General features: G+C 59.1%; 19 protein-coding genes. 15 read left to right on the top strand and 4 right to left on the bottom strand.

The features are described from left to right. The first annotated feature begins 1 nt into the window (after nt 1). Nucleotides 2-967: a dihydrodipicolinate synthase family protein gene (locus BS627_RS14665; RefSeq protein ID WP_077983917.1), complete on the top strand. Its 966-nt coding sequence runs from the start codon at nt 2-4 to the stop codon at nt 965-967. Nucleotides 968-1207: 240 nt separating this feature from the next. Here the strand turns inward: BS627_RS14665 and BS627_RS14660 are convergent, their stop codons facing one another. Beyond that, nucleotides 1208-2245, bottom strand: a complete 1038-nt coding sequence (locus tag BS627_RS14660; RefSeq protein ID WP_077983973.1) for an Ldh family oxidoreductase — start codon at nt 2243-2245, stop codon at nt 1208-1210. A 387-nt stretch (nt 2246-2632) separates the two neighbouring features. On the opposite strand from BS627_RS14660, the gene BS627_RS14655 reads away from it, so the two are divergent. The 7 genes from BS627_RS14655 to BS627_RS14625 all read left to right on the top strand — a co-directional run bounded on the left by BS627_RS14655 (nt 2633) and on the right by BS627_RS14625 (nt 9660). Beyond that, nucleotides 2633-3439, top strand: a complete 807-nt coding sequence (locus BS627_RS14655) for an ABC transporter substrate-binding protein (protein ID WP_077983916.1) — start codon at nt 2633-2635, stop codon at nt 3437-3439. A gap of 72 nt (nt 3440-3511) precedes the next feature. Continuing rightward, entirely contained in the window at nt 3512-4177 is a 666-nt protein-coding gene (locus BS627_RS14650) for an amino acid ABC transporter permease (RefSeq protein ID WP_077983972.1), read from the top strand. A gap of 12 nt (nt 4178-4189) precedes the next feature. Further along, entirely contained in the window at nt 4190-4843 is a 654-nt protein-coding gene (locus tag BS627_RS14645; RefSeq protein ID WP_077983915.1) for an amino acid ABC transporter permease, read from the top strand. Beyond that, the gene (locus BS627_RS14640; RefSeq protein WP_077983914.1) at nt 4836-5558 is read left to right on the top strand and encodes an amino acid ABC transporter ATP-binding protein; all 723 of its coding nucleotides are present in this window, start codon (nt 4836-4838) and stop codon (nt 5556-5558) included. Before BS627_RS14645 ends, BS627_RS14640 begins: the two co-directional genes overlap by 8 nt. Then, a complete protein-coding gene (locus BS627_RS14635; RefSeq protein ID WP_077983913.1) occupies nt 5558-6799 on the top strand; it encodes an NAD(P)/FAD-dependent oxidoreductase in 1242 nt (413 codons plus the stop codon). Before BS627_RS14640 ends, BS627_RS14635 begins: the two co-directional genes overlap by 1 nt. Before the next feature lie 112 nt (nt 6800-6911). Then, complete coding sequence (gene lhpI / locus BS627_RS14630) at nt 6912-8621, top strand: cis-3-hydroxy-L-proline dehydratase (RefSeq protein WP_077983912.1); 1710 nt, start codon at nt 6912-6914, stop codon at nt 8619-8621. Nucleotides 8622-8631: 10 nt separating this feature from the next. Then, nucleotides 8632-9660, top strand: a complete 1029-nt coding sequence (locus BS627_RS14625; protein WP_077983911.1) for a trans-3-hydroxy-L-proline dehydratase — start codon at nt 8632-8634, stop codon at nt 9658-9660. Nucleotides 9661-9864: 204 nt separating this feature from the next. On the opposite strand, the gene BS627_RS14620 is transcribed toward BS627_RS14625, so the two are convergent. Next, a complete protein-coding gene (locus BS627_RS14620) occupies nt 9865-10887 on the bottom strand; it encodes a LacI family DNA-binding transcriptional regulator (RefSeq protein WP_077983910.1) in 1023 nt (340 codons plus the stop codon). Between the two features lie 157 nt (nt 10888-11044). Next, nucleotides 11045-11365 carry a hypothetical protein gene (locus tag BS627_RS14615; protein WP_077983909.1) on the bottom strand — a complete coding sequence of 107 codons (321 nt, stop codon included), beginning with the start codon at nt 11363-11365 and terminating at the stop codon, nt 11045-11047. Nucleotides 11366-11660: 295 nt separating this feature from the next. Here BS627_RS14615 and BS627_RS14610 point away from each other — a divergent pair, with 295 nt between their 5' ends. The 7 genes from BS627_RS14610 to BS627_RS14580 all read left to right on the top strand — a co-directional run bounded on the left by BS627_RS14610 (nt 11661) and on the right by BS627_RS14580 (nt 19585). Beyond that, nucleotides 11661-12464: a transporter substrate-binding domain-containing protein gene (locus BS627_RS14610; RefSeq protein WP_077983908.1), complete on the top strand. Its 804-nt coding sequence runs from the start codon at nt 11661-11663 to the stop codon at nt 12462-12464. 66 nt (nt 12465-12530) lie between these two features. Next, complete coding sequence (locus BS627_RS14605) at nt 12531-13235, top strand: amino acid ABC transporter permease (RefSeq protein ID WP_077983907.1); 705 nt, start codon at nt 12531-12533, stop codon at nt 13233-13235. After that, complete coding sequence (locus BS627_RS14600) at nt 13232-13891, top strand: amino acid ABC transporter permease (protein ID WP_003521700.1); 660 nt, start codon at nt 13232-13234, stop codon at nt 13889-13891. The genes BS627_RS14605 and BS627_RS14600 overlap by 4 nt, the downstream gene beginning before the upstream one ends. Next, entirely contained in the window at nt 13872-14603 is a 732-nt protein-coding gene (locus tag BS627_RS14595; protein ID WP_089153256.1) for an amino acid ABC transporter ATP-binding protein, read from the top strand. The genes BS627_RS14600 and BS627_RS14595 overlap by 20 nt, the downstream gene beginning before the upstream one ends. A 23-nt stretch (nt 14604-14626) precedes the next feature. Next, entirely contained in the window at nt 14627-15562 is a 936-nt protein-coding gene (locus tag BS627_RS14590; RefSeq protein ID WP_077983906.1) for a 2-hydroxyacid dehydrogenase, read from the top strand. Nucleotides 15563-15793: 231 nt separating this feature from the next. Further along, nucleotides 15794-17968, top strand: coding sequence for a putative bifunctional diguanylate cyclase/phosphodiesterase (locus tag BS627_RS14585; protein WP_077983970.1), 2175 nt, complete (start codon nt 15794-15796; stop codon nt 17966-17968). A 468-nt stretch (nt 17969-18436) separates the two neighbouring features. Next, entirely contained in the window at nt 18437-19585 is a 1149-nt protein-coding gene (locus tag BS627_RS14580; RefSeq protein WP_077983905.1) for a porin, read from the top strand. A 190-nt stretch (nt 19586-19775) separates the two neighbouring features. On the opposite strand, the gene BS627_RS14575 is transcribed toward BS627_RS14580, so the two are convergent. Continuing rightward, on the bottom strand, nt 19776-21293 hold the full coding sequence (locus tag BS627_RS14575; protein WP_077983904.1) for an amidohydrolase family protein: 1518 nt from the start codon (nt 21291-21293) through the stop codon (nt 19776-19778). Between the last annotated feature and the right edge of the window lie 137 nt (nt 21294-21430).

Below are 21430 nucleotides of genomic sequence, written 5' to 3'. Positions count from 1 at the left end.
AATGACGGCCAGCATTTTTTCCGGCGTGATTCCCGCCTTGATGACCCCTTGCAAGGATGACCGCAGCCCTGATTTCGATGCGCTTGTCCGCAAGGGCAAGGAACTGATCGCCGATGGCATGTCGGCGGTCGTTTATTGCGGCTCCATGGGCGACTGGCCGCTCCTGACGGATGAGCAGCGCATGGAAGGCGTGGAGCGTCTGGTGAAGGCCGGTATTCCTGTTATCGTCGGTACCGGCGCGGTCAACACGGCATCCGCCGTTGCCCATGCCGCCCACGCCCAGAAGGTTGGCGCCAAGGGTCTGATGGTCATTCCGCGTGTTCTGTCGCGCGGTTCGGTCATCGCTGCTCAGAAGGCTCATTTCAAGGCCATTCTTTCGGCTGCACCGGAAATCCCGGCCGTCATCTACAACAGCCCCTATTACGGTTTCGCCACCCGCGCCGACCTCTTCTTCGCGCTGCGCGCCGAACACAAGAACCTCGTCGGCTTCAAGGAATTCGGCGGCCCGGCGGATATGCGTTATGCGGCCGAGAACATCACCAGCCGCGATGACGACGTGACCCTGATGATCGGCGTTGATACGGCAGTCTTCCACGGTTTCGTCAATTGCGGCGCCACCGGCGCCATCACCGGCATCGGCAATGTCCTGCCGAAGGAAGTCATTCACCTCTGCAAGCTGTCGCAGGCCGCCGCCAAGGGCGATGCCGATGCCCGCGCCCGCGCGCTGGAACTGGAACAGGCGCTGGCCGTTCTCTCGTCCTTCGATGAAGGCCCGGATCTGGTTCTCTATTTCAAGCACATGATGGTTTTGAAGGGCGACAAGGAATACACGCTGCACTTCAACGAAACCGACGCCCTGACCGACAGTCAGCGCGGTTATGTCGAGGCGCAGTTCAAGCTTTTCAACAGCTGGTATGCCGATTGGAGCAAGCTTCCGGGCGCGGTGCAGGCCTGCAAGGCTACCTAAAGCAGCCGCTGATGTGAAAACAAGAGGCCCGCAAATTGCGGGCCTTTATTTCATTTATGAGGTTTGAGCGTTTCTTGGCTTCGACGTCACCCCGGACTTGTCCCACGGCTGTCCGTTTAAATTTTTTTGCCAGCTACAATCCCCACGAAGCTGGTGATGAAGAGTGGATATTCTCTCGGCGTCGTCAACTCTGCACCGGGCCGCGGGCCTTATATATATATATATTGTTCTCTGACACAGTCAGGAGACCGCCGCCAGACCATTCTCCAGCAACCGCTCGAGGCCGGCCATTTCTTCTGCGGTCAATGTAACGCCTTCATTTTCGGATTTGGCGCGGGCAGTGAAGCGGCGGCCGGAGGGCAGGCGGGCGCCTTGGCCGATGATGGCGTCGAACAGTGCTTCCGCGCGCTGGAAGGGATCCCCCGGGCGCCCCTTGGCGAAGGCTTCCGGCGAGAAGGCGACGATCAACTCACCATGGAAGGGCGCAAGCGTGGTGGTGCCGAGATAGTCCAGCACTTCGGGGCTGGTGAGGTCGCCGATCATGATGCCGGCGAGAAGCTCGATCATCGTGCCGATGGCAGAACCCTTGTGGCCGCCAAAGGGCAACATGGCACCGGCAAGGGCCGCCTCGGGGTCCGTCGTCGGATTGCCATCGGCGTCGACCGCCCAGCCTTCGGGTAGGGATTTCCCCGCGCGTCGATGCAGTTCTATCTCTCCGCGGGCGGCAACGGATGTCGCAAAATCGAAGACATAAGGCGAAGTGCCTTTGCGCGGCCAGCCGAAAGCGAAGGGGTTGGTGCCGAGCAGCGGCTTGGTTCCTCCCGTCGGCGCGACGGTGGAATAGCTCGGGCACATTACCAGACCGGCGAGCCCGTTCGAGGTCAGCCCCTCCACTTCAGGCCAGAGCGCCGAAAAATGGGTGCAGTCATTGATGACGAGCGCGGCAACGCCCAGGCGCTTTGCGCGTTCCGCCAGAACCGGCAGGCCGAGTTCGAAGGCAGGGTTGGCGAAGCCGCCATTGGCATTAACCTTCACGATGGCCGTGCCATCGTCTTCAGCCACCTCAGGTATCGCATCGGGCTTTACCTTGCCGGCTTTGACGGTGCGGAGCGCGCCTTCGATACGGTAGATTCCGTGGGACTTGCAGGCGTCCCGCTCACCGGCTGTAATGACGCGCGCCAGCGCTCCCGACTGCACGGCGTTGAGGCCGGCCCTCAAGAAAATCGACTCGACCCGCTGGAAAAGCGCCTCAATGGTCAAGGTGGTCGTGTCGCTCATCATAGTCCTCCGATAGGGTTTGCACATTTTGAATACATAAAGTATACAAAGGTGTGAGTATTGCAATGGGTCTTTTCTGTGAAGCTCGGTCAGAGCAAAAGGCCAGCCCGTCAGACATGAAGATACCCTAACCATCATTCTGGTGCTTGTCGCAAGAAACCGGCCGGCGCGCGTCTGTGTGTTGGAAAGAGTGTTTCAGTCCAAGGACTTGGGCTGTTGTTCCCTCCATGCGCAAGCTTACTTGGGCAATCCGTGACACCTCACTCGTTCGCATATGCAAAAATTCTTTTTGTATACTCATTGTATTTTTGTGTTGATTTATCGCCTTCATGGGGAAATAGTGACCGCGCCTTCAAAGGCAGACCAATTGATGGGAGCAAATCAACAATGAAAAAATCGGTCATCATCGCCGGCCTTCTGGCCGCCACTTTCGCTATTACGCCGGCCAAGGCCGACAAACTCGACGACATTATTTCCTCCGGCACGCTGCGTTGCGCTGTTGTGCTCGATTTCCCGCCCATGGGCGCGCGTGATGATGCCAATAACCCTGTTGGTTTTGACGTCGATTATTGCAACGATCTGGCCAAGGTGCTTGGCGTCACGGCTGAAATCGTCGAGACCCCGTTCCCCGAGCGTATTCCGGCGCTGATGTCCGGACGCGTCGACGTCGGCGTTGCCTCTACGTCTGATACGCTGGAACGCGCCAAGACGGTCGGCATGACCGTGCCTTACTTTGCCTTTGAAATGGCTGTCACCGCCAACGACAAGTCCGGCATCAAGTCCTTCGAAGACATGAAGGGCAAGACGGTTGGTGCAACCGCCGGCACTTTCGAAGCCATCGCGCTCGAAAAGACAGTCAAGGAATGGGGCGTGGGCGAGTTCCGTCCTTACCAGACGCAGGCTGACGTGTTCCTTGCGCTTAGCCAGGGCCAGATCGACGCCACCGTCTCCACCTCCACCGTTGCGCAGTCGACCGTCAAGAGCGGCAAGTTCGCAGGCGTCTCTGTCGTCGGCAAGGCGCCTTATGACATCGACTACGTGTCGCTGTTCACCAACCGCGATGAATATGGCTTCATCAACTATCTGAACCTTTTCATCAACCAGCAGGTTCGCACCGGCCGTTACGCCGAACTCTATGAAAAATGGGTTGGCGGCGAAGTTCCCTCGCTCACCGTCAACGGCGTTTATCGCTGATCAGGACTTTTCGTAAACGGCGCGGTCAAAATGATCGCGCCGTTGATCGTTTATGAAAAGGCGGGACGCTTCATGTTCAACTATACATTCCACTGGAATCAGGCGCTGAAGGCTTTGCCGCAGCTTCTGGACGGTGCGGTGGTGACGCTGCAGATCGCCATTCTGTCGATGGTGATCGGTCTTTCCTGCGCCATCGTGCTGACGTTGTGCCGGCTCTCCGGCAACCGCATTCTCGGCGCTTTCGCCGCCGTCTGGGTGGAAATCGCCCGCAACACGCCGGCGCTGTTCCAGATTTACATGGCCCATTTCGGTCTTGGCAATTTCGGCATTCACCTCAGCCCCTATACGGCGCTTCTGGTCGGCATCGCCTTCAACAATGCCGGTTACCTTGCGGAGAATTTCCGTGGCGCGCTGAAAGCCATTCCCGATACGCAGACGCGGTCGGGCCGTTCGCTCGGCATGACCTCGATGCAGACCTTCCGGCTGATCATCCTGCCGCAAATGCTGCGCGTTGCGTTTCTACCTGCCACCAACCAGATGATCTGGGCGATCCTCATGACCTCGCTCGGTGTCACCGTCGGCATGAATACGGATCTCGCCGGTGTCACGCAGGCCTTGAACGCCCGTTCGTTCCGCACTTTCGAATTTTTCGCGCTCGCCGCGGTCATCTATTACGTGATCGCCAAGATCGTCACGCTCGCCGCCAGATTGCTGGCCGCGCGTCTGTTCCGTTATTGAGAGAGGTGAGCCATGTTTGAAACCGCTCTCACCTGGAGTGATCTCGCTTTTCTGGCCAAGGGTGCCGGCATGACGCTTGCCGTCACCGCCGTTGCCGTCACGGCCGGCACTATTCTGGGTATCATCTTCGGCGTCATCCGTTTCCAGTTCGGACCCTATTGGTCGCTGCCGCTGACCTTCGTTCTGGATATTTTCCGTTCCGTACCGCTGCTGATCCAGCTTGTTCTCGGCAACGCCTTCCAGTCGATCGCAAAGCTCGGCTGGCCGCCGTTCACAACGTCCTGCGTGGTTCTGTCGCTTTATACCGCTGCCTATTGCACCGAAATCGTGCGTGGCGGCATCGAAGCAGTACCGTCGAACACCCGCCGCGCCTGCCGGTCGCTCGGCATGACCTGGTCCCAGGACATGCGCTACATTGTGCTGCCGCTCGCCACGCGCGTGTCATTGCCGGCGTGGATCGGGCTCACGCTCGGTGTCATGAAGGATTCGGCGCTCGTTCTTTGGCTCGGCCTCATCGAACTTCTGCGTGCCTCGCAGATCCTTGTCACCCGCCTGCAGGAGCCGCTGACGATCTTGATGATCTGCGGCGCCATCTACTTCCTTATCAGTTTCCCCATCGCCCGTTTCGGCGGGTATCTCGAAAGACGGTGGTCCCCCAATGATTGAGATCGAAAACGTCCGCAAATCCTTCGGCCCGCTGGAGGTTCTGAAAGGGATCAACCTCACCGTCAACAAGGGCGAGGTTGTCACCATCATCGGCGGCTCCGGTTCCGGCAAATCGACCCTGCTGACCTGCATCAACGGCCTTGAGCCGATCGACAGCGGCAAGATCGTCATCGACGGCACCGAGGTGCACGCCAAATCGACAGACCTCAACACGCTGCGCCGCAAGGTCGGCATCGTCTTCCAGCAATGGAACGCCTTTCCGCATTTGACGGTGCTGGAAAACGTCATGCTCGCGCCGCGCAAGGTGCTCGGTATCTCGAAGGAGCAGGCCGAAGAGATTGCGGTCAAACAACTGACCCATGTGGGTCTTGCCGAAAAGCTGAAGGTCTATCCGAACCGCATGTCGGGCGGTCAGCAGCAGCGAATGGCGATTGCCCGTGCGCTTGCCATGTCGCCGGAATATATGCTGTTCGATGAAGTCACGTCTGCGCTCGACCCGATGCTGGTGGGCGAAGTGCTTGATACGCTTAAGATGCTGGCGGATGAGGGCATGACGATGATCTGCGTCACGCACGAAATGGCCTTCGCCCGCGATGTCTCGAACCGCGTCGCCTTCTTCCATCAGGGCGTCATGGCGGAAATCGGCACGCCGGATCAGCTCTTCGGCGCACCGCAGCATCCTGAAACGCAGAAGTTTCTGGCGAGCGTGCGGTAATGCCAGCCAATGATGTCATCGTCATCGGGGCCGGCGTTGTCGGCCTCTCGGCGGCAATCGCGGCGCAGGGCCGCGGCCTGTCGGTCACGGTCATCGACCGTGAAGGACCGGCGGCGGGCGCGTCCGCCGGCAATGCCGGCGCCTTCGCTTTCACCGATATTCTCCCGCTGGCATCGCCAGGCATTCTCTGGAAAGCGCCGAAGTGGCTTCTCGATCCGCTCGGGCCGCTCAGCGTGCCGCCGGCCTATGCGCTGAAGATCGCGCCGTGGATGTTCCGGTTCTGGCGGGCCTGCGCCGCTTCGAAGGTGGAACATTCCACCGCCGCCCAGACGGCGCTGATGGACCTTTCCAAGGCAGAGCTGGAGCCGTTCCTCAAAAAGACGGACACGATTGCGATGCTGCGCAAGGAGGGGAACCTTCAGGTCTATGAAAGCGAGGCGGAATTCGAAGCCTCGCTTGCCGGCTGGAAGGCGCGCGAACGTCACGGCATCGAGTTCCGGCATCTCAATGCCGAACAGATGGCCGAGATACAGCCCGGCATCGCGCCGCGTTTTACCTGCGGCACCTTTACGCCCGGCTGGTATTCCATCGCCGACCCCAAGCTTTATACGCTGGCGCTGGCCGATCATTTCCGCACCATCGGCGGGCGTATCGAATGCCTCGATATCGCTTCGCTTCGACCCCTGGAAGACGGTGTCGAGGTGGTAAGCCATGATGGGCGCACCCGCAAGGCCGCCAAGGTGGTGCTGGCGGCCGGCGCCTTTTCGCATCGTATCGCCCGTTCGCTCGGGGAAAAAATTCCGCTGGAAACCGAACGGGGGTATAATACAACCCTGCCGTCTGGCGCATTCGATCTGCGCACGCAGGTGACTTTTGGCGGCCATGGTTTTGTTGTTACCCGCCTTTCCTCCGGTATCCGTGTTGGCGGTGCCGTGGAACTGGGCGGGCTCGAGCTTCCGGCGAATTTCGCCCGTTCCGAGGCGCTGCTAACCAAGGCGAAAGTCTTCCTGCCGGGCCTGAAAACCGAAGGCGGCAAGCAGTGGATGGGCTTTCGCCCCTCGCTGCCGGACAGCTTGCCGGCCATCGGGCAAGCACGGCACACGGCGCGGGTGGTCTATGCATTCGGCCACGGGCATCTGGGGTTGACGCAATCGGCGGGCACGGCCCGCATCGTCGCCGATCTGCTGACGGGGCAAAAACCCGCTATCGATACACGGGCATTTTCGCCGCAACGGTTCTAGAGAATTTTGGCTTTTCTCCGAAACGCAAAAATTCTCGAGTTCTTTTTTTCACGCATTTTCCGGGCGTAGAACCGCTACGACTTTTACTGGAAATGCTTTAGGGAGATTTTCGATGTCTTCTTCCCTCTCGACAACAGCCGTTCCTGAAGCCCGCAGCATTTTGGCCGGTTCGGCCGAAGGTCCCGTGATTGCGACGACCGAAGCGCTGAGTTTCTGGGGTGGGGTCGATCCCGCCACCGGCAGGGTAATCGACGTGCACCACCCGTTGCATGGTGTCTGTCTTACCGGCGGCGTGCTGTTCATGCCAACCAGCCGCGGTTCGTGCACCGGTTCGGGCGTGCTGCTCGATCTTATCCTGACGGGCCGTGCTCCCTCGGCGCTGGTCTTCTACGAGGCCGAGGACGTGCTGACGCTTGGCGCGCTGATCGCCGCTGAAATGTTCGGCAAGCCTTTGCCGGTGCTGCGGCTTGACGCGGAAAATTTCGCCCTGTTCTCAAAGGCAGCTCATGTCCGTATCGATGAGACTGCCATCGAAGCCGATGGCGTTTCCCTTGGCATTGCGCCGCCGGCGACGGCGCATCTCGATCTTGGGGATGACGACCGGGCCATGCTCGAAGGGCGCGATGGCGTCGCCGTGCAGCAGTCCATGCGTATCACCGTCGCCATGGCCGCCCAGCAGGGGGCGTCGGCGCTTGTCGATGTCACGCAGGGCCATATTGACGGTTGTATCTACGCCAGCCCCGCCAATCTCACCTTCGCGGAAAAAATGGCGGAGATGGGCGCGAAGGTTCGGGTGCCGACGACCATGAACGCCATTTCCGTGGACAAGGCGCATTGGCGTTCACAGGGCATGGCGGAGGATTTCGGCGACCCGGCCGCAAGGCTGGCAGATGCCTATGTGCGCATGGGCTGTCGCCCGACTTTCACCTGTTCGCCTTACCTGCTCGATAGCGCGCCGCAGGCCGGCGACATGATCGCCTGGGCCGAGTCGAACGCTGTGATCTTCGCCAATACGGTTCTTGGCGCGCGTACGGCGAAACATCCGGATTTTCTCGATCTCTGCATCGCACTGACGGGCAGGGCGCCGCTGGCCGGCGTCTATCTGGAGGAAAATCGCCGTCCTCAGCGCATCGTCAATGTGGCGTTGCCGCAGGGCGTGGATGATGCCTTCTGGCCGCTCGTCGGTTATTTGGCGGGCAAGGCGGCGCCCGATTGCATTCCCCTGTTGCGCGGCCTTGGCCCCGCAAAGCCGTCGCGGGATGATCTAAAGGCGCTTTGCGCCGCTTTCGGCACCACCTCCGCTGCGCCTATGCTGCATATAGAGGGCGCAACGCCGGAAGCCGGTCTTGCCCCTCTCGAAACTGCCGACACCGTCTCCATTTCGCTGGCTGACATGGCCGCCGGCTGGTCGCTGCTCAACGAAGGGCCGGAAGAGGTGCAACTTGTCGCCATCGGCAGTCCGCATGCCTCGCTGGAGGAGTGCCACGCGCTTGCGGCTGAATTTGCCGGCCGCCGGCGTCACGCGGATGTCGCCGTCATCGTCACCGCCGGTCAGCATGTCATCGATGCTGCTGTGCAGGACGGCACGCTGCAGAGATTGAAGGACAGCGGCGTACAGGTGCTGCCTGATCTCTGCTGGTGCTCCATTTCCGAGCCGGTTTTCCCGACGAAGACCCGTGCGCTCATGACCAATTCAGGCAAATACGCCCATTACGGCCCCGGCCTCAGTGGTCGCGCGGTGCGCTTCGGCAGCCTTGCCGATTGCGTCGGCAGCGCGCTGACCGGCCATGCTGTTTCCCGTCTTCCTTCCTGGCTTTCGTGAGGATAAATGAATGCGCAGTATCAAGACAGTTCATGTGATTTCCGCCCATGCGGAAGGCGAGGTGGGAGATGTGATCGTTGGCGGGGTGAAGCCGCCGCCGGGTGAGACGATCTGGGAGCAGAGCCGCTTCATCGCCCGTGATGAAACCCTGCGCAACTTCGTGCTCAATGAGCCGCGCGGCGGCGTGTTCCGCCACGTCAACCTGCTGGTGCCGCCGAAACATCCTGACGCGGATGCCGCCTTCATCATCATGGAGCCGGAAGATACGCCGCCCATGTCTGGTTCCAACTCCATCTGCGTTTCCACCGTGCTTCTGGATGGCGGCATCGTGCCGATGCAGGAGCCGGAAACCCATATGCTGCTGGAGGCTCCCGGCGGATTGGTAAAGGTGCGCGCCGAATGCCGCAACGGCAAGGCCGAGCGCATTTTCGTGCAGAACCTGCCGAGCTTTGCCGCACAACTCAATGTGGAACTCGAAGTCGAAGGTCTGGGTAAGCTCAAGGTGGATACCGCTTATGGCGGCGACAGCTTCGTCATCGTCGATGCGGAAGCGATGGGCTTCAGCCTGAAGCCGGAAGAGGCGCATGAGATCGCCCGCCTTGGCGTGCGCATCACCAATGCCGCCAACAAGGCTTTGGGCTTCGACCATCCCGAGAACCCGGACTGGCGGCATTTTTCCTTCTGCCTGTTCGCCGGTAACGTGGAGCGCACGGCTGAAGGCTTGCGGGCAGGGGCAGCGGTGGCCATCCAGCCGGGCAAGGTGGATCGCTCGCCGACAGGCACAGCGCTTTCAGCCCGCATGGCCGTGCTGCATGCACGAGGCGAAATGAAGGAGGGCGAAACGCTGACGGCGGTTTCGCTGATTGGCTCTACCTTTACTGGCCGCATTCTCGGGACCACCAAGGTTGGCGACCGTCTGGCCATCCTGCCGGAAATTTCCGGCCGCGGCTGGATCACCGGCATTCACCAGCACATGCTCGATCCGTCCGACCCTTGGCCGGAGGGGTATCGGCTGACGGATACGTGGGGCGCGCGGTAGGGGCTTTACGGGTCACTCAGGGGAAATGTTGAGACCACGGCGGTGCCGCGTCTTTCTTCTCCCCGCCGGGGAGAAGGTGGCCCGAAGGGTCGGATGAGGGGGCACCGTTGCCGGATTTCGGAGAGCTTGCCCCCTCATCCCGCTGCCGCGGACTTCTCCCCCTCGGGGAGAAGAAACAAGCGGCTCCCGCTCCCTCCAATAGGATTAGACGTTCAACCGCCTCGTCGTTTCCCGCACGATCAGTTCGAAACCGACATCCACCCGTGCCCCTTCGGGAACAGCGGCATCCTTTTCCGCTTCCAGTATCGAAAGCAGCAATTCGCCCGCCTTGCGGCCGATCATCTGGGCGTCGACCCGGATAGTCGAAATCGCCGGATAACATTGCCGGCCGATATCGAAATCTCCGAAGCCGAGGATGGAAATGCGGTCTGGGACACTGATTCCCCTTCGATGACATTCCATCAGTGCGCCAACGGCGGAAATATCCGACACGGCGAAGATGGCCTCGACATCAGGCGCCTTGGCCAGCAGTGAGCCGAGGGTCTTTGCCCCGTGGTCATAGGAGACCGGGGCGCTGCCTTCGCGGATGATGAGATCGTCGGCAATGCCCGCTTCACGCAGGGCCGCACCGAAACCGAGCAGGCGGCTTTCGCCGCGCCAGTCCTTCACATCGCCATCGGCCCTGGAGCCGAGCGCGCCGATTCTTTTGAAACCGAGCGATATCAGATGTTTGGCGGCGGTTCTTCCCACTTCGTAATTGGAAAAGCCGACCGCATGGTCGATGGGATGTTCGGGAACATCCCAGATTTCCACGATCGGGATACCGGCGCGCATCAACACTTCGCTTGCCATCTTGGTATGCACCGTGCCGGCAACGACAATGGCGTCGGGACGGCGCTCCATCATGGTGCGTATGACGCGTTCTTCTTCCTGTAGATCGTACATGGTGTAGCCGATCAACAATTGGTAATCGGCGGCGCGCAGCGCATTGGCGAGCCCCTGCGCGCTGTCGGCGAAGTTGGAGTTGGTGAGCGTCGGCAGGATGGCGGTGATGAAATTGGTGCGCCGGGATGAGAGTGATCCGGCAATTCGATCCGGCACATAGCCAAGCTTCTCGATCGCCTTCATCACCTTCTGGCGCGTGTCTTCAGACACCACCGCCGGGTCGGCCAGCACCCGCGAAACGGTCATCTTGGAGACGCCCGCGAGTTTCGAGACGTCGCTCATGGTTGCTTTTTTCGACGTGACTAACGCTGCGGCCAAGGGCGTGCGCTCCACCAAAGCATGTCTCCCTAAATTCGAACCGGTTCAGGACAAGACATACACGAAGATATCAAGGGAAAGCACGCCGCATGATTGCATATCGCTGCGGCGTGCACCGGATTTATGCGATGCGGCTATAAACCAGATGGTAAAAACGTCCGTCGCACATGCTCATCATCTCATCCGTCAGCACCCGGCCTTCCAGCCGGACCGGTGAAACCAGTGCTTCCTCCACAGCTTCCATCGAAGGATAGTCGATTTCCTGCACCATGATGATCGATGCCGCGTCCGGATCCGTGCGCTCGGTACGCATCACCCGCACGGCCTGCGCATTCGGCATGCGTTTCCAGACCGGAAGCAGTTTTTCCTCGACGATGCGGAAAAATTCCTCCTCCCGACCGGGGTGGATCCTGCCTTCGAAAATTGCCGAGCGTGTGTACATGTGTCCTCCCGAATGATTGCCGATCGAAACAGTTCTGTAGATCGGACTTGCAATGATACCGATAACATGCATTATTGATCCTGCCAAGAACGTGAGATGGTGTCGACCAGAGGAAAATCGACAACCGGCGGAAATTATTGAATTTCAAAGTAAATTCATCAGGTTTTTTGCTTTCGCGATTTCTTGGGAGGAGTTTTTTGTCTGTCGCGGTAGAATGTTATCGAGAACATTTTTCGCGTGGCGCAAGATCGCTGTTCCGCTTTGGGCAGCCACTTAAAAGGTTGGAGGAGAGACCATGAGCATATCCAGATTTCTGAAGAACATGACCGTTGCCGTTGGTGTTGCCGCAGCTTCACTTGCTGCCACCACGTCTGCCCATGCCGTCTCGCTCAGCGAGATCACGGCGCGCGGCAAGGTCAAGATCGGTGTTCTGACCGGCGCGCCGCCGATGGGCATGGTGGATGAGAAGGGCAATCCTTCCGGTTACGACGTCGATGTCGCCAATCTCATCGGCTCTTACCTGTCGCTGCCGGTGGAACTGGTGCCGCTGACACCGCCCGCGCGTATTCCGGCCCTTCAGACCGGCAAGGTCGATTTCCTTGTTGCGACGCTCGCTCCGACCGGTGAGCGCGCCAAGACCGTGATGTTCACGCAGCCCTACAGCGCGTTCAACATGGACATCATCTCGGGCAAGGATCAGAAGTTCGAAAACCTCGAAAGCCTCAAGGGCAAGCGAGTTTCGGTCAATCGCGGCTCCTCGCAGGAAACCGCGCTGCGCAAGGCCAATGTCGAAGGTCTCGAAATCGTCGTTTACGAAGACGATTCCACCAGCGCACAGGCATTGCTTGCCGGTCAGGTGGATGCTGTCGCCCTGCCGTCCACGGTTGGCGAAGCGATCATCAAGCAGCGCCCGGAAGCCGGTCTGCAGGTTGGTTTCACCTTCTTCCAGCAGGGCAATTCGATGGCGACCAAGCTTGAGGATTTCGAGCTGCGCCAGTGGCTGAACACGTCAATCTACCTCATGAAGATGTCGGGTGATCTCGACCGCATCTCGGTCAAGTGGACCGGCCGTCCGCTGCCGCAACTGCCAAGCTTCTGATTGAGCCTTTCAACGCGCCCGCCGGGAAACTTCCGGCGGGCCCGGGAAATGTCAACGGAGTGACGCATGTCCTATACATTCCAATTCGGCGCGCTCGCCCAATATCAGAATGAAATTCTGAACGGCATATGGCTGACGATCAAGCTGTCGGTCCTCTCCATTGTGCTCGGCTGCGCTTTCGGCATTCTATTGGCCTCGCTGCGGTCCATCAATGGCGGCATCGTCCGCATCATCGTGGACGGTTATGTGGAAGTCATCCGCAATACGCCGTTTCTCGTGCAGCTTTTCATCGTCTATTTCGGCCTGCCGGGCCTCGGTTTCAGGGTAGGGGCAGATACGGCGGCGCTGATCGGCATGACGATCAACCTTGCGGCCTATTCGACGGAGATCATCCGCGCCGGCATCGAAGCTGTTCACAAGTCGCAGATTGAGGCGGGCGAGGCGCTCGGCTTCACTAAATATCAGATCTATCGCCACGTCATCATCGTGCCGGCTATTGCGAAGGTCTATCCCTCGCTATGCAGCCAGTTCGTGCTGATGATGCTGGCGTCGAGCATATGTTCGGCTATTTCCACCCATGAACTTGCGGCCGCCGCAGCCTTCGTGGAATCGCAGACCTATCGCTCCTTCGAGGTCTATATCGTCGTCACGCTTATCTATCTGGCACTGGCGCTTTCCCTGCGGCTTATTCTTGCCCTCTTCGGCATGTGGCTGTTCGGTCGCCGCGTGGCGCGCAAGACGATGACCGCTTTGCCGGAGGTGCAGTCATGACTCTTCGAACTTTCGGCTGGAACGAATTCGGCTTCCTCTTGACCGCCCTGCAATGGACCGTGCTTCTGACGATCATTGCGCTGATCGGCGGCGGCATCGTCGGCTTCTTCGTGGCGCTCGCCCGTACCTCGAATTTCAAGGCGCTGCGCATTGCCGCCGGCACCTATATTCAGGTGATCCAGGGTATTCCGGTGCTGATGATCCTGTTTCTGTCCTATTACGGCCTCAGCCTTGCCGGACTGGAATTGCCGCCGCTCTTCGCCGCCGGCGCCTCGATGACGATCTATACGTCGGGTTATCTCGCGGAAATCTGGCGCGGCTGCATCCAGGCGGTGCCGAAGCAGCAGTGGGAAGCATCGGAATCGCTCGCTCTCACCCGCGCCCAGCAATATCGTTACGTCATCCTGCCGCAGGCGATCCGCATTTCGCTGCCGCCGACCGTCGGTTTTGCCGTTCAGGTCGTCAAGAATACGTCCATCGCATCGATCATCGGTTTCGTCGAACTGGCAAGAGCGGGGCAGCTCATCAACAATGCCACGTTCCAGCCGTTCCGCGTCTTCGTTGCCGTGGCCGTGCTTTATTTCATCGTCTGCTACCCGTTGTCCCAGCTGTCGCGTTGGCTGGAAAGGAGGCTTCATGCCGGAAGTAATCGTTGAAAACGTTCACAAGAGCTTTGGCGCTCTGGAAGTCTTGAAAGGCGTGTCGCTTTCGGTCGGCCGTGGTGAAGTCTTCGCCCTCATCGGCCGCTCGGGTTCGGGCAAGAGCACGCTGCTGCGCTGCATGAACGGGTTGGAGAAGATCAATTCGGGCCGCATCGAAATCGCCGGTCATGCGATTGGCGAAGATGCCAAGGCGCTGCGCAAGCTGCGCACCGATGTCGGCATTGTGTTTCAAAGCTACAATCTTTTCCCGCACCTGACGGTCGGCGAAAACATCATGCTCGCGCCGCGCATCGTCAAGGATGTGGCAAAATCGGAAACGAGAGATATTGCCCGCGAGGTTCTGCAGCTCGTCGGCCTGTCGGAGAAATTCGATTCCTATCCGGATCAGCTTTCCGGCGGCCAGCAGCAGCGCGTGGCGATTGCCCGCTCGCTCGCCATGCGGCCGAAGGTGATGCTGTTCGATGAGGTGACCTCGGCGCTCGACCCTGAATTGACTGAGGAAGTGCTGACCGTCATGGAAAACCTCGCCAAAGACGGCATGACCATGATCCTTGTCACCCATGAAATGGCTTTCGCGCGCCGCGTGGCGACTGAAACCATCTTCATGCACAAGGGTAAAATTTGGGAGCAGGGCCGTTCTTCCGAGCTCTTCGCCAATCCGCAAACGCCGGAACTCCGGCAATTCGTCAAGGCCGATGTGAAGTAGTTCACCGGCGCAAAGGAAACTCCATGACCACTGAAATCGTGCAACTGTGCCCGCTCATCCCGGCACTGGAAGACGAACTTGCGCAGCGCTTCACCGTGCATCGCCTGTTCGAAGCTTCGGACAAGGCGGCCTTGCTTGCTGAAAAGGGCGCGGCGATCCGCGGCGTCGTCACCGGCGGCCATATCGGCCTGCCGGCGGATATCGGCGCGGCACTTCCCAACCTTGAAATCGTCGCCATCAACGGCGTCGGTTTCGACAAGGTCGATCTGACCGACGCGAAACGGCGCGGCTTCCGCGTCTCCAATACACCTGACGTGCTGACAGCCGATGTCGCCGACCTCGCGCTCGGTCTCGTTCTGGCGCAGGCGCGTAAGCTGCCGCAGGCGGACCAGCATGTGCGCACCGGCCAATGGCTGAAGGGTGATATGGGGCTTTCCACCCGTGTGGCCGGCCGCCGTTACGGCATTTTTGGTCTCGGGCGCATCGGCCAGGCAATCGCAAAGCGCCTCGAGGGTTTCGATGCCCGCATTTCCTACACCGCAAGAAGCCGCCGCGATGTCGCTTATGATTATTACGACAGCATCGAAGCACTGGCTGCCAATTGCGATGTGCTGATCATTGCCGCCGCCGCCACGGCCGAAACCCGCCATATCGTCAATGCGGATGTGCTGAAGGCCCTCGGTCCCCAGGGCGTGCTCGTCAATGTGGCGCGCGGGTCGCTCGTGGATGAGACGGCGCTTGTCGAGGCGCTTTCGAAAGGCGCAATCGGCGGCGCGGCGCTCGATGTCTTCGAGGACGAACCGCGCGTGCCGGAAGCGCTTTTCGCTTTCGATAACGTCACGCTCGCCCCGCATGTCGGCAGCGGCACGCACCAGACGCGACGCGCCATGGCCGATCTGGTTCTCGCCAATCTCGATGCGCATTTCGCCGGCAAAGAATTGCCAACGCCGGTGGTGTGACGGGCAACGAATTGTCACCTGTATAAAGTGACGGCGCAGCTTCTGTTGCGCTGTTTGGTTTCAGGCGGGCAGGGCTTCGGGGAAGCTGCTGCAAAAGACGGAATTCCCGGCGATCTTTGCCCTGTCATTCATACTTATATAATATGTATAATCCTACTATTCTGCCTGATTATGAAGTAATGAGGCGGAGAGGTGCGTTCCAAAGGCCCGAAGACACCCGAAGAGAACCGGATGTCGCGAAAAAAGCGCGATGTCACGCCATCCGCCATTCCTGACATGGGCGAAAATGCCAATCCTTCCGACCGGCACGCGCTTCTGGAAGCGATGATCGACCACGTACCGGATTTTATCTATGCCAAGGATCTGGAAGGGCGCTTTCTTTTCGCCAATCGCGCCATAGTGACCGAAAACGGCTTTGATACGGTCGAGCAACTGATAGGGCTCACTGACTACGATATTCATGGTGAAGCGGCGCAGCGCGCCGGCATTCCCGAGACCGAAGCGCGGGTAATGCGCACCGGCGAACCGGATCTCGGTTATGAAGAACGTGCCATGCGCGGCGATATCGACCGCTGGCTCATGATGTCGCGTGTGCCGCTGAAGGACAAGGCTGGCAACATCATCGGCGTGGTCGGCGCTTCGCGCGATATTACCCAGAAAAAGGCCTCCGAGCGATTGCTTCAGGCGCAGGCGCGTATTCTGCAAATGATTGTGGCGGCGGCGCGGATCGAGGATTTTCTCGAGGAATTCGTCAAGGCCATCGAAAATCTCGCCACCGGCCTTGCCTGCGCGGTGCGGGTATTCGAGGCGGCGGAAGGGGAGCCTTCCGTCTACGCCTCGCCGGCGCTCGCGCAGCAGGAGGGGCTGGCTGCACTTTTCGCCAGTGTCAGTGATCCTGAGCGCCTCACCCATCCGGCAGAACACGTCGCCTTCAGTTTCGATATTCCGGCCAGCGAAGGGAAGGCGCATGGTTTCGTCTGGTGCATGCTGGCCGGCCGCGAGCCGGACGCGGCGCTGGTGGAGTTTATCGGCGCTGCGGCGCGCATGGCGGGCCTGGCAATCGACCGCAAAAGGGCGGCGGAACATATCGCCTTTTTGGCGGATCACGACATGCTGACCCGGCTGCCGAACCGCCGTTTCCTCGATACGAGACTGCCGGAAATACTGGCGGCGGCGGCAAAGGCGAACCGAAGGGTCGGTATCGGGTTTCTCGATCTCGATAATTTTAAGCACATCAACGATACGCTTGGCCACAGCATCGGCGATGCCCTGCTGTCGAAAACCGCCGAGCGCATTGCGAAAAGCCTGCGGAAAAACGATCTCGTTCTCAGGGTCGGCGGCGACGAGTTCGTCATTATTCTCGAAGAGCGCAAGAACGATGTCGAAAACCGCCTGCAGCGCATCCGGGCCGCAGTCTCGCAGCCCTTGCGCATCGGCAATTACGATATCAAGGTCACCTGCAGCATCGGCATGGCCTTTTTTCCGGAACACGGGGAAACCACGGCGGAAATCGTCGCGGCGGCCGATCTCGCCATGTATGAAGCCAAACATGCCGGGCGTGACAGCATCGCCACCTTCACCCCGAATATGGCGGATGATCTGAGGAAGAAATTCACCCGGATCGAGGAGTTGCGCAAGGCCGTGCAAAGGGACGAATTCGTCCTGCATTTCCAACCGCAGGTCGATCTTGCGAGCGGCCGGATCAGCGGCGTGGAGGCGCTCGTGCGTTGGCAGCACCCGACGGAAGGTCTGCTCGGCCCCGCGGAATTCATCGGGCTTGCCGAAGAAACCGGACTGATCGTGGAACTCGGGGCAAACATCCTCAGAAAGGCCTGTCACCAGGCGCAGGCTTGGGTTGCCGCCGGCCTCTCGCCGGTCAAGATCGCGGTCAATATCTCGCCACGGCAGTTTCAGGGCGGGTTGGTGCAGCAGATAAGGTCGGTGCTGAAGGAAACCGGGCTAGCGCCCTCCCTTCTGGAAATCGAGATAACCGAGACGCTGATCATTCAGGATGTTGAGGCATCGGTGCGGATCATGCGCGCCATAAAACAGATGGGTGTCAGCCTGGCGCTGGACGATTTCGGCATTGGTTATTCTTGCCTTGGTATGCTCAAGACATTTCCGCTGTCCTGCATGAAGATAGACCGCTCGTTCCTGACCCATCTGCCGGAAAAAACCAAGGATAGCGCCATCGTCACGATCATGATCCAGCTTGCGGGATCGCTGGACATCGATGTCATTGCCGAAGGCGTGGAAACCGCCGAGCAGGCCGCGTTCCTGCGCATGGCGGGCTGTCCTTACGGCCAGGGCTATTATTTCAGCCGACCTCTGCCCGCGGACGCGATCGCGGCAATGTTGCGGAACACGACGACATTCCCCGCCGGCCTTTCCAGCGACAGGCCATAAGCTCCCCCATTTGACGGTTTTGCCGGAGAGACGGGCAAGCCGCCCGTCCACCCCAATGTGCCGTTTATTGCCGCGCACATCTCCCCTTCACTCTGGGCTTCGCAAGGCAAGTCTTGTCCGCCTTATCGCGCAGACGAGTGCGCTCTCGGCCTTTGCAGGATTGGGGGAGGGCGTCTCTACGTTTCTAGATATAATAATATAATCACTTTGTAAGATTTAATCTTAGTAAGTTATAGAATTATTTTGAAATAAATGACAAAATTACTATATTTTAAACTGATTATTTGTTGTAATTTTACTACTTAATCCGAATGTGCACTTATATTGTATTTTGGTTTGTTCGATTTTAATTGCGACTCCATGGTGGTTTCTGTCATTTGCTCAATCAGCGCAGGGAAGCGGGCGGCAGGGAAAAGACCAGCCCTCAAATTTGCGCATTCGTTGAAAAATTTTGACTGGAGATTAAAAATGAACATTAAGAGCCTTCTGATCGGCTCCGCTGCCGCTCTCGCAGCAGTATCCGGCGCACAGGCCGCTGACGCTATCGTCGCTGCCGAACCCGAGCCCATGGAATATGTCCGCGTCTGCGACGCCTTCGGTAAGGGCTTCTTCTATATGCCCGGCACCGAAACCTGCCTCAAGTTCGACGGTTACGTCCGTTTCCAGACGGACTTCGGTCGCCGCAAGGCTGGCGACTCGGATTGGGACAGCTTCACGCGCGCTCAGTTTAATATCGATACTCGCAACGACACCGAACTCGGCGCTCTACGCGGTTACATCGGTTTCCGTGGTGATGCCGATCAGGACAGCAGCCGCGGCGTTGTCGTCGATCAGGCTTTCATCGAACTCAGCGGCCTGAAGGTCGGTTTCTACTATAACTGGTGGGATGATGGTCTCGCTGGCGAGTATGACCAGCTTAGCTCGAACAAGACCCGCCTGAACGCCGTCCGTTATACCTACGACGCCGGCTCGTTCTATGCTGGTGTTGCAGTTGAAGAACTCGAAGGCGTTATCGCTGGCAACGATGCTGATATTGCGGCTACAGTAACGTCTGGAAGGGTCAGCGGTGGTTACACCGCCATCAATAAGAAGAACAATCTCGGTGTAGCCCAAGGCAACTGGACCACCGCCAACGGAAAAAGCGCCACCGACAACAACGTCGGTATAAGCGCTATCATCGGCGGAAAGTTCGGCGCTGTTAAGGCAAACATTCTCGGCGGTTACGACACAAATGCTGAAAATGGCGCAATCCGCGCAATCTTGACGGCTGACCTCGGTCCGGGCACGTTTGGTCTGGCTGGCGCGTGGGCTTCCGGTGCAAACGCCTACTACGAAGAGTCCGAGTGGACTGTTGCCGCGGAATATTCCATCAAGGCGACCGACAAGCTGACCATCACTCCCGGCTTCCAGTATTTCGGTACATTGGATATCGGTACGGACGGCAAGTTCACGGGCAACCGCGATGCATGGCGCGCTGGTGTTGCTGCCGGTTACAAGATCGCTTCTGGTTTCTCTACCAAAGTTGCGGTCACCTATCAGGACGTGGATGGCAAGAAGGACGTAAACGGCGGCGGCGACAGCTGGACCGGTTTCGTTCGTCTCGAGCGTTCGTTCTAATTGTCTGCATAAAAAGCATAAACCGGGTTAGACAACTCAGATCCACCCCGTTTTTGAACGGGTGAGTCACTAGCTCCAGTCAAAGTGCCTGACATGATGTCAGGTTTGCTCCCCGGACCACTCCAGGCCGGGGAGTTTTTGTCGTGATGCTGGCGGGGTTGTGAATGAGGATTTGCCGTAGCCTTTTGATTTATCGATCCTGATCGAGCCCATGCGCGCTCGCGCGGTAGCTTGCGTCTTCCGGTGGACGGGGAGGGTGCACCGGCTCGTCGAATGTGCGCAGCAAGCGACCCCAGCCGGGATCATGCATATGTTCCTTCAGGCCGGCCCGCTCCGCCAGCGCCATCGCTTCCTGTTGGCCAAAGTCAATGGCGGCGTCGACAGCTGCTGTCAGCACCCGCCCGTTTTCCATCAGCATTTTACCGTCCACAAAAACGGTATCGACATCGCTGCCAAGGACCTGATGCACCAGACGGTGCACCGGCATCCACATGGGCATCAGATGGGGCTTGCGCATATCGATGATGACGACGTCGGCCTTCTTGCCGATTTCGAGCGAACCGATCTCGTCTTCCATACCAATGGCGTGAGCAGCGTCGATTGTGATCATCTCGAAAATCTTGCCAGGCGGCAACAGGTAGCGGTCGTGATTGTGCAGGAGATGCTGGGTGAACTGCGCCAGGCGCGCAGTCTGCAACATGTCGAAATGGCGGCTTGGCGCCGCACCATCAGTGGTGATGGCGACGCGAATCCCTTTCGACATCATTTCCATGATCGGGGTCGCGCGGCCCGGTGGTGCGTGGGTCACGCGGGTGCCGGTCTCGGCCAATATGTCGATCTCGTCATGGGAGATGCCCCAGCAGTGCTGAAGGTGAATGTCAGGGCCGAGCAGGGCATTTTCCTTGTCCTGAAACGCCATGCGGATTTGCCCGGCAAAGGCGTCGGAATGAAGCCTGATGCCTCTCTTGCGTGCCATCTCGCGTATCCGGCGGGCCTGCATCCTGTCGCCATCGGTCAGTTTCACAGCCTGATCGGGTGTGGATGCGCTGGAGGGTTCGACGGAAGGTACGATGGTGAAAGGTGTCAGGAAAACGTTGATGCGGCCATCGGCGCTTCCATGCAATGCCTCGATCACCGCTTCACTGCCCTCCATCATCTCATCGAAGCTCACGTTGCGGCGTTCGGGCAGGCCGCTCTCCCATCGCGTGACAGGATGGGGCCAGGGCAGGCCCGAGGGCCCGACGCAGATGATTTCCCGAAGGCCGAGTTCGCTATAGGCGCGGGCATGGTTGATGGCGAAGACGGGGTCATCTGCGCGCGGCATCGAGGTGATGATGCTGGCCCCGGTCGTCACCCCGGCGCGCAATCGTTCAATGCCGGAAATCAGCCCATCGGCATACCAGTAGTCGCGGGTCACGTAGTGATAGTATGTCGGGGTGATGATTTTCATCCACATCGCATTGGTATCCGCCGCAACGCTGCGAAGAAGCGCGTGGCCTGCATGGCCATGGGCATCGATCAGGCCAGGGGTGATCAGTTTTCCCCTGCAGTCGATAACCTCCTTGTCTCCATGGCGGGGTTCCAGTTCATCCGCAGTGCCGATGTCGACAATCCTGTCGCACTCGATGGCCAATGCGCCGTCTTCGATAATGCGCCGCTCCGTGTCGACCGTGACGATCGTGCCGTGTATCAGCAGAAAGCCTGTCATATTCCGTCCTCCCTCTCTTTAACTCGTATCCAAAAACTTACAATTTTGAGTACGATAATTGTCAACAATATTATTGACAATAAGCCCGGGCGAAACAATACTCCCTTTGCCCGAGCGGACCGCCCAGCGGTCTTCCA

It is taken from the genome of Agrobacterium salinitolerans, assembly GCF_002008225.1.
Lineage (GTDB): Bacteria > Pseudomonadota > Alphaproteobacteria > Rhizobiales > Rhizobiaceae > Agrobacterium > Agrobacterium salinitolerans.
Note: the sequence above shows the minus strand (reverse complement) of the source record. Positions and strands in the feature narration are given on the sequence as shown.